Consider the following 13,146-nt stretch of genomic DNA (forward strand, 5'->3'; position numbering starts at 1 on the left):
CATCGTGCCAGTAGTGTTGCCGGGCATTCCTCGGGAAACCTAGCGCCACGCTATTTCCATATCGTTATGGGCAGAAATGCAGCTTTCTATGAGTACGCGTATCAAAGCGGCCCCAGTCTGTTGTTCTGCCGCGCCGGATGGACAAAGGACGCGTGTCTGCTCCTAGCAAAACTTGTCGCCTCAGGCGTCGCGCGGGAATTCCCATTAAGCCTCACGGTCGGGCGTCTAATCGCAGTTGGACTGTCAAAGGCTTGAGAGCTTATAAATCTTTTGGCACAACACGAGGCCGCTCAGTGAGTTGTATCGGCTATCGATCTCTGGCTGGACAAATCCGAGAGATGCGTGAAGAGCCAGTTTTCGAGGTATATCAGGATATTATGGGCGGTACTCGGAGAGGCTCTAGATTTTCCGGAGCATGCCACGCGATCGGAGCTTGTGGACCGAAAACGCTCATTTCCAGCTCTTCATTGACTGGTAAGGGGGGCTGGCATATATTTGAACCCGGAGAAACCATGCTCAAAATCCGCCTCTACGATCCGGCACAACGCCAGCAGGAAAAGGAGCGCCAGCGCGCCTTGGATGCTGCTGCCTTGCAGAGCGGACAGGTTTCGCCTGATCAACTGCGTGTCAGCAATGGTTTTCTCTCGTCGCTTGAGGTTATCGACTCCTCGATCGCCTGCAAAGAGGTCTTCTCCTGACCGAGGCGCCGCTGCCTGCGGAAACCGTCTACGATCTGGCGCAAATCCTTCAGTTGGACGATGGTGCCTTTATCGTCGGTGGTCAGGCGCTCAATCTCTGGGCCGAGCATTACAACAAAGTTGAAGGCCTGGCTGCTTACGGGCCTTATACCTCTAAAGATATTGATTATTTCGGTTATCGGCAGGCCGCTGAAAAACTAGCGGAAGCCTTGCATGGCGAATTGCTGATACCCGATGCCGATGACCACACGCCTCAGACCGCGATCGTGCGCGCTGTCGTGGATGGCCGCATGATCGAAGTCGATTTCCTGTGGAATGTGAAGGGGGTCAAGACGCAAAGCCTGAAAGGGCAAGCCGTCGAGTTGCGACTGACTGTTCGGCGAGCCGATGGGGTGGGGGAGTTGCGCATCCCTATCATGCATCCGTTCCATTGCTTACAGAGTCGCCTCGCCAACGTGATCGAGCTTGGACGAAACGACGATCTGGCACGGCGCCAGCTGGAGGCATCGCCGATCGTCCTGCGTGAATATCTTTCCGAAATGCTCGATGGCGGCCATCTCAAGCATGTCATCGGCGTCCTTCAGGCCCTCAAGGATTACCTCGTCTCGGACCCAAATGGCCGGAAGGCGCACAAGGTGATGGCAAATGACCCTGCGGCAATTCTCGATAACTTCCAGAATGATGAGCGCCTTGATGAACGCTGGAGAGCGAACTCATTGGCTTCCATGCGCCAAACCATTGCGACAAAAAGGACAGCCTGGGCGCGGCTGGCAGATCGCTTGCTCAGTGCCGTCAGCTCTAAGCGGACCTAACCACCATCGCCCCGCTGTAAAGAAATTTAGGCCAACTGGCCTAACGTCAGCACGACCAATGTTTGGCGGGCGGTTATATCCGGATGGGCGCTTTCGCGAAAAGTGAGCCAGACACATGCCGAGCCATTCCGCGATATTGCTTGCCAAGCGTCGGAGAATGGCGAAAGAATCCTCCCCATGCGCACCGACCTCGACCACCTGCCTGCCACGAAGCAGCGAGAGCTTGAGCGCATCGTCGAGGTGATTTTCGACGAGTTCCGCCAGGCGACGGAAAATGCCACTGGGCCCCGCAAGGGGGCGCAGATCCTGAAGGTCATCCTATTCGGTAGCCATGCGCGCGGCGATTGGGTCGATGCGCCGTTGTCGGCCAATCAGTACAAATCGGATTACGACATTCTGGTCATCGTCAGCCAGAAAGAGCTGACCGACCGGGCCGCCTATTGGATGAAGGCCGAGGAGCGGCTGATCCGCGCCTACACCATGGAAAAGACCCTGAGGACGCCGGTCAATTTTATCGTCCACTCGCTACATGAGGTGAACGATGGGTTGGCGCATGGCCGGGTGTTCTTCATGGAGGTCGCCAAGGACGGGATCGCCCTCTACGAGGCGGACGACCGGGAACTGACGACGCCGAAGCCGAAAACACCGCAGCAGGCATTGGACGCCGCGAGGGAGTATTTCGACGAGTGGATGTCGCAAGCCGCCAGTGCGCAAAAGGGCTTCCTGTTTTTCCTTTCGCAGCACGAGCATCGGGATGCAGCCTTCATGCTGCACCAAGCGACCGAACGCCTCTATTCTGGCCTGTTACTCACACTGACTTTTTACGCGCCCCATAACCACAACATCGCGTTCCTCCGGTCGCTGGCCGAAGGACTGGACCGCCGCCTTTACGGCATCTGGCCGGAAGCCACGCACCGCGAACGCGCCATGTTCCAGAAGCTGAAAGAGGCATATACGAAGGCTCGCTATTCAAAACATTACAAAATCGGCGAGGAAGAGCTGACCTGGCTGGGCGAGCGGGTCGAGGAACTGGGCCGCGTCGTGCACCAGGTGTGTTCCGAACGGATCGCCGCCCTAGAAGTTGCCGCCCGTTCATAGCACCGCTCCGGGTAACTTGCCGGACCTCTGCGATTCTGGCATAATCTCCGCCACGAGATGGAAGGACTGGCGGCCATCTCCGGGTTAAACCTGCCAGGCATCATGTAGGTTCGGCCATCACGGTCGGGCAGTTGCTGTAAACCGCATCGGCGGTACGCAGAGAACATCGCTTGCACATCCGCGCCTCAACGCGCGGACCGCTGGTGTGCGAGCTTACCATGACAGCATTCAGGACAGGCGACATCTACGCGCGTGAAGTGGTGATGGCGCGCGTCGGGCATCTCATCCGCCGCAAGCAGCATGAAATCGAGTGGATCACCCGCATTCTGCGGAGCCTCTTCGATCCGGGACAGGTGCTGGCACCCGATCCGGGGCAGATCACGCGCATCATCCTGATCGGCCCCTATGCTCGGCGCTCATGGTATGAGGACGAGCGCACGATCAGCTTTTCCGACTACGAGTTCTGGGTCATCGTAAATCACCCTGCATTCAAGGAAGAATGCTGCTGGACCCGCGCCCGCGACATCATCCAGCGCGAGAGCGGTGACCGCTGCGCGGTCGATCTGGAAGTCTACTCCAAGGCCGACATCCGCATCGCAAGAGCCGAGCGCGACACCTTCATCCTCGACCGGATTGAGGCGGGCATCACGCTCTATCGTGCTTCGCGCGACGCACCGCTCCCTGCGGACAGGCATGGGGAGGCACGGTCATGACGGCCTCGGAAAGAAGCGACACGCTTCAGCGCCTCTACCGCGCCGAACAGGGGCGGCTGCTGCGCTATTTCAGAACGAGGGTAGGCCGCGAGGAAGCCCCCGACCTGTTGCAGGAGATGTTCACGCGCTTGCTGCGTAGCGGAGCCCTTGAGCGGGTGGAAAACCCATCCGCCTATTTGAGCCGCTGCGCCCAAAATCTGCTGATTGAGCGCTGGGGGAAAAAGCGGAGGGAGCAAAGCGTTCTCTTCCCCTTCGATGACGAACGCGATGCGCCCTTACCACCAGAGCAAACATGGAGAATCGAGGAAACGGATGCGCGGCGGATTTATCGGCGATCGCTGCTGGCCATGCCTCGCAGAACGCGGCGTATCTTCCTGATGCACCGGCTGACCGGCATGACTCAGCGCCAGATCGCGAAACAGGTCGGTATCGGTGAGCAGAGCGTGGCCTATCACATGATGCGGGCTGTGACGCAGTGCAAGAATGCCGCCTCCAGATCGGACTGAGGCCTTTGACCGGACGTTAGCCCGCAAAGGGCGGCTGGCACCGCCCGGCATGGGGCGCCGCCAACGGCGCGCGATATTCGTGTTTCGAGGGAGAAAGAGGCCCTACCTCTCTCTCCCAGCAAGGTGCCGCTTTGGGGCCGTGGCTCGCTACGCTGCGCCCGCACCACCCCCGGCACCGGACCTTGCCCCCACTCTCTCCGCCCCTCGCCGGGTCGGCAGGGGTCATGCGCGGCATGACCCGCTGCGCGGATTGGAAGGGAGTAACGACAATGATCAGGCAAGACCCCCATAGCCGCATCACCGACCGCATTCTTACTGAGCTGGAGCAAGGCACCCGTCCTTGGCTGAAGCCCTGGAGCGGTGGCGATCTTGCGGCATCGGGACAGACCCGGCCTCTGCGCGCCAGCGGCGAGACCTATCGCGGGATCAACGTTCTGCTGTTGTGGATCGAGGCGCAGGCCTCGGGCTTTGTCAGCCCGTCATGGATGACCTACAAGCAAGCCCAGGCCTTGGGCGCGCAGGTGCGCAAGGGCGAGCATGGCGCCACCGTCGTCTATTATGGCGACAGCAGCAAGGCCGTGCATGACGAGGCGAGCGGCGAGGATCGGGGACAAGCCTTTCGTTTCCTGAAAACCTACACCGTGTTCAACGTGGCGCAGATTGATGGCTTGCCCGAGCGTTACAACCAAGTTCCGGAGCCAGCGCCGGAGGCCGAGCGGATCTCCGCCGCCGAAGCCTTCTTTGCCAGCATCCCGGCCACTGTACACCATGGCGGCGACCGGGCTTATTATATGCCGTCAGCCGACCGCATTCAGCTTCCGCCCTTCGCAGCCTTTCATGATGTCCATGGGTATTATGCCACGAGGGGGCATGAGACCGTCCATTGGACTCGCCACGAGAGCCGCCTTGATCGTTCATTTGGGCGCGAGAAGTGGGGCGATGAAGGGTATGCCCGAGAGGAGTTAGTGGCGGAATTGGGCGCGGCCTTCCTTGCCGCCGATCTTGGGCTGGCCATCGAGCCGCGTCCGGATCATGCCAGCTACATCGCGAGCTGGATCACGGTATTGCAAAACGACACCCGCGCCATCGTGCAGGCCGCCGCGCATGCCGAGCGCGCCGTGGCCTATCTGCATCAGTTGGCCAGTCCGGATAAGGTGAGGAAGGCGGCCTAACTGGCGATGGATGATGTCGCCCCGTAAGCGGGGCGACCATTTCATGTGATCCCGCAGCTATGTTTCGGGGGCGCCCATGACACTCTTGGATAGACCAAAGCATTATTCCTTCTTTCTGAAGGCCTTGATCTCCATTATATCGAGCGAAGGACTCGCGAAAAACGGCTCAGACCTATGGCGTTCAAGACCTTGAAGACGAAGCGTGAGGCGACCAGCCTCGCTATGCTTGGCAAGCGCATTGCCGAGCGACGCCTTGTCGTGTGTTCGGTCGATGTGCCCCGTAACGAGGGCACGCGGCGCACGCCTTCCAAGCAAGTTCTCCTGGACGAAATCGCCAAGGCAGGCGGCCAGTGGTGATCGGTATCTGGTCGTTTTAGCAAAGTTTCCGCCGCCCGGTTCGCCAAGATTTCCTGGGCACAGCTCACCGGCATGTGCAACCGCGTCCGATAGGTCATGATCTCGGTGAAGCAGCCCTTGGCCTTCCAAAAAAGGCAGCGCGCGCGGATCAAAGTTTACAACCTAAAGTCGCTGCTCGCCGTTTACGCGTTAACGCTTGGGGTTGGTGCCAGACAAGATCTGCGCCAACTGACGACCCCTGACACGGTGAAAGTGGCGTCCTAGCTGCCGCTGAATGAGGTCATCAACGAAATGGCAGCGCGACTTCATTTGACCTCTGCGCCACAACGTGGCAGATATCAACTGTACTGCCCGTTCGTTACCTCACCACGCTGAATGGCGGCGGTTCGAGTGCTTTTTCAGGCCAGAATTTTTGGGGCCCTTTTTGGGGCCCCGACTGAGGTCCGAACTGGATTTTTAGAAAAAATTCAAATATTTCAAATGCTCTATTGCAGTCCCTCCTCCTACCATAAAAACAATAACTTAGGTCCATCACGGTCCCTGCAAAACAGGGCCGGTTTACAAACTCTGTAAACCGTTAGGCGCTGAGGCGCTCCACCATCGACACAATGACATGTGCTTCATCGACGTATCGGCTGCGAATTTCGCTGATCCGTTTGGCCGTCCAACCAATGGTCGGGCCAATCTCTTCGTCGGTCAGGCCGCATAGCCTCCATTCACACCTGCGCGGCGTCCGTCCGCTCGCGCTCGATGCCCAAATGGCGCATGGAGAGAGGTGAGCGGCGCAGCGCCGTCACTGCGCCTTGGCGCCGACGCAGGGAGCCAAGGCCCGCGGCGTGGATGGCATCGATTGTGGCGGTGATTTGTGCGCTCTGCATCGGGTTGAAACCCAGCAGGGTGAGGACCACGGGCAACCAGGTCATGACGCCAAACCTCCATCAGCAGCGCCGCCTGCATCCAGAACGAGCCGGTGGATTTCGGGCAGCGCGACGGCGGCAAAGCCGGCGTCGAGCAAACGGCGGGTTTCATCAGCGGGCATGGCGTCTGCGCGAAGGCGCAGCAGCACCGCATAGCGTCGCAAGGCCTCCAGTCGCGGATCGGCCAGCGGATTGGGCTGATCGGCCCTGAACAGCCAGCGGGTGAAGCGATTGCCACGCTCGGGTTGCGTCAGGCTGTCGATCCCATCGTTGCGGGCGATGTGGATGGTCAGCCGCTCCAGCCTGGTAAGTGCCGGGATGGCCTGCGTTTGTAGCGCATAAGGGGATGGGGAGGGGAAACCCTGTGAGAGATCCAAATAGGCCATGTGCGTGCTCCTCTACGCCAGGAGAGTGCGGTTATCCTGCGTGACGAGGCGACAATGGCGAAAATCAGACCTCCTAAACAGCCGATTAAATTTGAAGGATATGTTCGAGAATTTCGAACATAGGCTTTTCAGAGCGCAACGTGGCTATGGATCCCGGCGCGGCCGAGATGGCTTTATGGGCGGGTCAGTTCCACCAGCTCATAGCGCTCGCCAATGGCGGGCAGCACGGTGAGCAGCGGAAGGCAGTCCACCGGGTCGATCCAGAAATCGGTCAGATGCGGCACATGGTCGCTCCAGCGGATCGTGTAATGCAGCGCGTCAAATGTGCCCGCGCCGACGGTAATCTGTTCGGGGGCGATAAAGGTGACGACCGGTTCGACCAGCAGGACCGAGAGGCCCTCATCGCCCAGATGGGCCGTTGAATTGGCGGCGCACAGCAGGGTCACGCCTTGGCCGGGCTGGTCCGTTCCGCGCACCATGGCGGTGATGGCATCGCCCGCCAGCGGGTGCATGCCCAGAAAATCCACCGTGCGATCTGTCTCGATGCGCCGGGCAATGCGCCCCTCCTCCTCGGTGATCCCCTGACATTCGACCGAATTGCCCGCCACCGAATACCAGCAGGTGCCAATGGTTTGCCCATCGCGCACATTGCGCACAAAACCATCGCGCGGGCGCCAGTCCGATGTCACGGACCAACTCACTTCGCGCAGCAGTTGCGCCTCATCCATTTCGCAGACCGCGCGCAGCGATCGCCCATGCGCATGAACCGAGGCGGAGAACGTCTCGCGCCCCCATTCGCGGCCTGCGCCATTCAGATAGGCAATTTTGCCTGCATAGTGGCGATAGGGTGAGGGCATGGTGATGGACTCCGCCTTGGGGGATGAAACGGCAGGACATCATCACCATGGCGGAAAATCGCCGGTGTCTGTGCCAAGGCTCCAGCTATCGGATAAATTCGCCTGTCCGGGGCGGCGCCATCACGCCTCGACCACCTGCGCAGGGTGCATCGCGATGAAGCGCTGCGGATCGATGCCCTGCGCGCTCAAGGCCTCGGCCAATTGGCGCAAAGGGTCCTCGCGCGCCTCGTCGGTCAGCTTGAAGGTGCCCCAATGGATGCCCAATGCCAGTTTGGCATCCAGATGCTGCATGATGGCAACCGCCTCGGCCGGATTGGTGTGCTGCGCGGCCATGAACCAGCGCGGATCATAGGCGCCGATGGGCAGCAGCGCGATATCGACCGGCCCGAATTCCTCACGCAGCCGCGTGAAAATCGCCCCGGTGCCATAGCCGGTATCGCCCGCAAAATAGATCAGCCGCCCCGCCGCGCGCAGCATGAAGCCTCCCCACAGCGCCATGCGGCGGTCTCGCGGGCGGCGCGATGACCAATGCAGCGCGGGCACGACATGGGCCTGTGCGTCCGGGGCGATCGGCGCGCTCTCTCCCCAATCGAGCGGCGCCAGCCGGGCCGCCGGGATACGCCTTCGGATGATCGTGTCATTGCCCAGCGGGGTGATGATCAACGGATCATGCCGGCGATGAAGCCAGCGCAAAGTCGCCATGTCGAGGTGGTCATAATGGTTGTGCGAGAGCAGCACGGCATCGATCCGCGGCAGATCGGCCAGCGCGATGCCCGGCGCATTGACCCGGCGCGGCCCGGCAAAAGACAGCGGGCTCGCGCGCCGGGACCAGACCGGATCGGTCAGGATGTTCAGCCCCGCGATCTGGATCAGCAGTGTGGCATGCCCGACCATGGTGATCCGCACGCCCTCGGCACGCGGCGCCGGACGCACCGGCACGACCGGCACCGCCGCAGGCCAGGGGTTGTTAGGAATGTTGCGCCGCCAGCGCAGCACATCGCTCAGGCTGCGGTCGGTTTCCGGTTCTCCGGCCGGATTGAGAAAGCGCAGGCCGTCAAAGTGATCCGAGAGCGGGCCGTTGTAATAGGGATTGCGTTTGGGCATGCGGCCTGTTCTCGATATTGGGGGAAGGAGAGCATTGGACCGCACGCGCCGTCTGCACAGCGGCTGTCAACCTTGCGTGGGGCTGCCGCGATCCGCCTGTCACGGCATCCCGAATGCTTTTCTGAAGAATGCGTCACTTTCGCGCAAAAGCCGGGTGCGGGCCGTGGCATCGTCCAGACTGTGGTCAAGGCCGGGAAATTCGACATAGGTCACATTCTTGCCCGCCGAGGCAAGGCGGCCCTTCATCAGGCGTGATTCGTCCACGCCGACATTGGCATCAAGATCGCCATGAAACAGCAGGACCGGCGCGCGAAAGGCCTCGGCATGGCGCGCCGGTGAACCGTCAGCGACATGGGGACCGCTGCCCACAAATTGCGAAACATTTTCAAAATTGGAGAAAAACTCCGCCTCGCGTTTCAACTCGCCAAGATCGGTCACGGGCGCCACCGCCACCACCGCCTTGTAGAGGTTCGGGTCGAGCACCTGTGATTGCAACGCAGCATAGCCGCCATAGGACCAGCCCATGATCGCCATCTTGCCCGGCGCGGCGATGCCCTGTTTGACCAGCCAGCGGCCCGCATCATTGACGTCGCCCACCGCCGTTTTCCAGGACTGAAAGCCATTATGCGCATACCAGTCCGCGCCATAGCCGCTTGACCCGCGATAATTGGGCTGAAGCACGGCATAGCCGCGCGCGGCGAAAAACTGCACCAACCAGTCAAAGCCCCATTCATCGCGCGCCGAGGGGCCACCATGGGGCATGACAATCGTCGGCAGACCTTTGGCCGGATCGCCCGCAGGCAGCGTCAGATAGGCCGGAATGGCCGTGCCGTCCGCCGCCTGATAGGTCACCGGCTTCATGGGGGAGAGCGTCAGCCCCTCCAGTTCCGGACGCACGGGCATCACTTCGGACAAGCGGTTGCCCGCTTTTTCGAGGAGATAGACCATCCCCGGATTGGTGTCGCCCGAGGCGATCACCAAAAGGCGGGCCTCGTCCTGACTGGCATCGGCAAAACTGATGGAGGGGGAACCCGGCAGCGCCTTGCCCAGTCCGGCCGCCAGTTTGACCAGTTCGGGGTCAAAATACTGCGCGCTGCGCTTTTCGGTGGCATAGCTGGCCCCCACCACCCGCGCGCTGCGCCCGATGGTGATCAATTCGTCAATATCGACATCATCGCGCCCAAGGATCATTTCGCGCTTCATGCTGCCATCCAGCGCGATGGCATAAAGCGTGCGAAAGCCGTTTTTCTCTTCAAAGCCGAACACGCGATCGCTTTTGGGATCGACCGCGACGGGCTCGAATCCGGCCCCTTTGGTGGCCAGCGTGTCGAGGGTTCCGAGCACTTCCCATGCTTTGGAATCCTTGCGCCGATAGCGATATTCAAGCTTGCTGTCGGTATAGCCGCGCGAATTTTCATTCTTGAGCCCCATGATGCGCACATGGCCCTGCCCATCGCTGAGATAGCTGTAGGCATCGACGCGCGGCTGCTCGACCTTGACGCGCTTGAGCGTCAGCGTGTCGACAGCCTCCACACCGAGGCCCTTCAGATCCTTGGCCAGCAACGTGCTTGAGGGGTCTTCGGGCACATATTGCCGGGTCATCAGCACCGCGCCGGGGTTTTCGGGCACATTCCAGTCGAGCAGGCGCCCGCCGTCCTGCATCAAACCCATCGCCCGCCGCGAGGTGGGGGCGCTGATCATCTGGGCCCCGCTGCCATCGGTGTTGAGGGCAAACATGCGGGTAAAGCCGACGATCCCGTTCACGGTCGGCTGGCTCACCGCCACCCGGCACAGGAGCCTTGTATTGGTGGGCCACAGACAGCCGAGCAGGCGCTCCTTGGGATTGGTGATAGCCGTCAGGATGCGCGGATTGGCGCCCACCTTGTCGAAATCGATGACCGCCACGGCCGCGCCCGGATTGTTGGGCGTGATAAAGGCAAGATGCTGGCCGTCGGGCGAGAGGCTGGCATGGCGGACATAATCGATGGCGCCGAATTTGGAGGCCAGATCATCGCTTTGCGCCGAGGCTGTCGCGGCCAGGGAACAGGTGAAGACCGCCGATGCGCCGGCGGTCAGAAATTTTGCAAAAGTCATGTGGTTAAGCGCTCTGCATCCATGCCATCGAACAATTAGTCAGCCAATGCGGCAGGCAAGTCAATCTGGAGCGCGAAATTTCAAGAAAAGTTATGCTAAATTTCCAAACCCTTGTGGACATTCGCGGGCGGCATTGGGCGGGCGCATCAGGCGGCTGATTGCGAAACATTGCCCTGCGCGGACAAGGTTTGCGCGATTGTGTGTTCTTCTGCCGCCGCTGGTCGGCCAAACATATAGCCTTGCCCCGCCCAGCAGCCCAGTTGCAGCAGCATGTCGCGCTGTTCGGGGGTCTCGATGCCCTCGGCAATGATCTCAAGCTTGAGGCTGTCGGCCAGCGAGATAATGGCGCTGACGATGGCGGCACTATGGGGGGCGCTGCCGATATCCTCCACAAAGCTCTTGTCGATCTTCAGCCGCGTGACCTGCATCTGTTTCAAAGTGCTCAGCGAAGCAAAGCCGGTGCCGAAATCGTCCAGCGCAATGCCCATTCCCGCCATGCGCAGGTGATTGAGGCTGGTGATGGTCTGCTCATCGGCCCGCAGCGCGATGGTTTCGGTGATCTCCAGTTCCAGATCGGTGGGTTGCAGCCCGTGTCGGGCCAGCGTCTCATTGACGATCTGCGCCAGATTGCCGGATGTGAACTGGGCCGCGAACAGGTTGACGCTGATCCGGGGCAGCGCCACGCCCGCGGCGCGCCAGCGGACCAATTGCGCGCATGCCTCGTCAATGATCCAGCTTCCCACCGCAAAGGCTGTCCGATGCGTTTCCAGCACGGGCAGGAAAACCGAGGGAAGGATCAAACCGCGCGTGGGGTGGCGCCAGCGCAGCAAGGCCTCGGCACCGATCAGCGCGCCATCGCTCAGTCTTATCTGCGGCTGATAATGCAGTTCCCATTCGCCGCGCTCGGTCGCCTGGCGCAATTCGGTCCTGAAGGCGCGCTGGGCCGCGAGCTGGTTGGCCATGCCGGCGTCGAACAGGCGGATCCTGCGCCCACCCTCTCTCTTGGCGGCAAGCAGGGCAAGGTCGGCCCTCAGGAACAGTTCTTCGGCATCGGTGGCGTGGAGCGGCGCCAGGGAAAAGCCAATGCCGGTTCCGACATGCAGGAGATGTCCGGCGATCTTGAAGGGCTGGGAAAAGGCTTCGATGATCTGCTCTGCCTGCGCGCGCGCGCCGATCGGATCGTCGCGCCCCGGCAGCAGCAGGGCAAATTCATCGCCCCCGATGCGGGCCAGCACGCCGTCGCCGCTGATCGCCGAGGCCAACCGGATGGCAATGGCCTGAAGCAGGGCATCGCCGGTCGAATGGCCAAAGCTGTCATTGATCGACTTGAACCCGTCCAGATCCAGCGCAAGCAGGGTGGCGACGCCTTTCTGCTTCAGGCAATCGACAACGCTTTCGATAAAGCCCGCCCGGTTGCGCAGGCCGGTCAGCACATCGTGATGCGCAAGATGCTGAAGCCGGGTTTCTCGCTCTCGGCGCGCGCTGATGTCCTGAATCTGGGCGCCGATCTCCATGCCGCGCAGGCCGGGCCAGGACGAAATCGTGATCTCGATGGGAAATTCGGTTCCGTCGGCTTTGATGGCCATCACCTCGACCGTTTTGCCCGACAGATTGACGGGCCCGCCCGCCGCGATGCGTTTCAAGCCATGGTTATGCTGATCGCGAAACCGGGGCGGAATGATGATGTCGAGCGAGCGTCCGATCATATCCTCGGCCGCGTGGCCGAATGTGTGCTCGGCCGCCTTGTTCCAGAACGTGATCCTGCCTTCGACGGTGGCGGTAATCAGCGCCATCGACGTCGAGTTGGCAAAGCCGCCCAGAGCGATCCCGGCGCGCGAGGCCCGATTGATCCGCATCCGGGCAACCACCATTCTGGCCAGATGCGACAGTAGGTCGCGCTCGCGATCGGTAAAGGTTTCCCGCGGTTCTGTGTCGATGATGCAGAAGGTGCCAAGATGGACGCCTTGCTCGTCCAGCAACGGACACCCGGCGTAAAACCGGATATGCGGCTCGCCGGTCACATGCGGATTGTTGCGGAACCGGGCGTCCTGCAGGGCGTCCAGCACCACCAGCGTCTCGCCCATCATCGGCATATGGGCGCAGAACGGCAAGCTGCGGGAGCTGCGGTCCTGCCCCAGCCCGTAATGCGATTTCAGCCATTGCTCATGCTCGCCGATCAGCGAGACGAGGCACACCGATACGCCGAAGAGATGGGCGCCCAGTTCGGTAAACTGGTCATAGTCCGGTTCGGGCGCGCTGCCGAACAGTTCATAGGAATGGATTGTGCCAAGCCGATGTTCTTCGGAGACGGGCGATGTCACTCAATGTCTCCGTAAAGTTAGAAACGCCTTGTTCCCTCTTTCTCATCATCTGGTTAAATCTACATGAATCCACTTGGACCAAGGGGCCTAGGTACAAGTATCTAAATCCTT

Annotated in this window: 13 protein-coding genes; 7 read left to right on the plus strand and 6 right to left on the minus strand. The window is 60.9% G+C overall.

Going from position 1 to position 13,146, the window contains the following annotated elements:
• Nucleotides 1–512 precede the first annotated feature (512 nt).
• From PQ467_RS06140 to PQ467_RS06170, 7 genes are all read left to right on the plus strand, one after another.
• The gene (locus tag PQ467_RS06140) at nt 513–698 is read left to right on the plus strand and encodes a hypothetical protein (protein WP_274175651.1); all 186 of its coding nucleotides are present in this window, start codon (nt 513–515) and stop codon (nt 696–698) included.
• Nucleotides 699–751: 53 nt separating this feature from the next.
• Complete coding sequence (locus tag PQ467_RS06145; protein WP_274175652.1) at nt 752–1,510, plus strand: hypothetical protein; 759 nt, start codon at nt 752–754, stop codon at nt 1,508–1,510.
• 177 nt (nt 1,511–1,687) lie between these two features.
• A complete protein-coding gene (locus PQ467_RS06150; protein WP_274175653.1) occupies nt 1,688–2,608 on the plus strand; it encodes a nucleotidyltransferase and HEPN domain-containing protein in 921 nt (306 codons plus the stop codon).
• A 218-nt stretch (nt 2,609–2,826) separates the two neighbouring features.
• Nucleotides 2,827–3,321, plus strand: coding sequence for a hypothetical protein (locus PQ467_RS06155; RefSeq protein ID WP_274175654.1), 495 nt, complete (start codon nt 2,827–2,829; stop codon nt 3,319–3,321).
• A complete protein-coding gene (locus PQ467_RS06160; RefSeq protein ID WP_274175655.1) occupies nt 3,318–3,827 on the plus strand; it encodes an RNA polymerase sigma factor in 510 nt (169 codons plus the stop codon). The genes PQ467_RS06155 and PQ467_RS06160 overlap by 4 nt, the downstream gene beginning before the upstream one ends.
• 269 nt (nt 3,828–4,096) lie before the next feature.
• Nucleotides 4,097–4,999, plus strand: coding sequence for an ArdC family protein (locus tag PQ467_RS06165; protein WP_274175656.1), 903 nt, complete (start codon nt 4,097–4,099; stop codon nt 4,997–4,999).
• A gap of 189 nt (nt 5,000–5,188) precedes the next feature.
• Nucleotides 5,189–5,356, plus strand: a complete 168-nt coding sequence (locus PQ467_RS06170) for a hypothetical protein (protein ID WP_274175657.1) — start codon at nt 5,189–5,191, stop codon at nt 5,354–5,356.
• 716 nt (nt 5,357–6,072) lie between these two features.
• Here the strand turns inward: PQ467_RS06170 and PQ467_RS06175 are convergent.
• The 6 genes from PQ467_RS06175 to PQ467_RS06200 form a co-directional block, all read right to left on the minus strand.
• A complete protein-coding gene (locus PQ467_RS06175) occupies nt 6,073–6,279 on the minus strand; it encodes a hypothetical protein (protein ID WP_274175658.1) in 207 nt (68 codons plus the stop codon).
• Entirely contained in the window at nt 6,276–6,659 is a 384-nt protein-coding gene (locus PQ467_RS06180; RefSeq protein WP_274175659.1) for a hypothetical protein, read from the minus strand. The genes PQ467_RS06175 and PQ467_RS06180 overlap by 4 nt, the downstream gene beginning before the upstream one ends.
• A 173-nt stretch (nt 6,660–6,832) precedes the next feature.
• Nucleotides 6,833–7,516: a hypothetical protein gene (locus PQ467_RS06185; protein WP_274175660.1), complete on the minus strand. Its 684-nt coding sequence runs from the start codon at nt 7,514–7,516 to the stop codon at nt 6,833–6,835.
• Nucleotides 7,517–7,636: 120 nt separating this feature from the next.
• Nucleotides 7,637–8,620 carry an MBL fold metallo-hydrolase gene (locus PQ467_RS06190; protein WP_274175661.1) on the minus strand — a complete coding sequence of 328 codons (984 nt, stop codon included), beginning with the start codon at nt 8,618–8,620 and terminating at the stop codon, nt 7,637–7,639.
• A 99-nt stretch (nt 8,621–8,719) separates the two neighbouring features.
• On the minus strand, nt 8,720–10,714 hold the full coding sequence (locus PQ467_RS06195) for an alpha/beta hydrolase family protein (protein ID WP_274175662.1): 1,995 nt from the start codon (nt 10,712–10,714) through the stop codon (nt 8,720–8,722).
• A 146-nt stretch (nt 10,715–10,860) separates the two neighbouring features.
• Entirely contained in the window at nt 10,861–13,035 is a 2,175-nt protein-coding gene (locus PQ467_RS06200; protein ID WP_274175663.1) for a sensor domain-containing phosphodiesterase, read from the minus strand.
• Nucleotides 13,036–13,146: the final 111 nt, after the last annotated feature.

Origin of the sequence: Novosphingobium sp. KACC 22771 (assembly GCF_028736195.1) — a bacterium.
Classification (GTDB): domain Bacteria; phylum Pseudomonadota; class Alphaproteobacteria; order Sphingomonadales; family Sphingomonadaceae; genus Novosphingobium.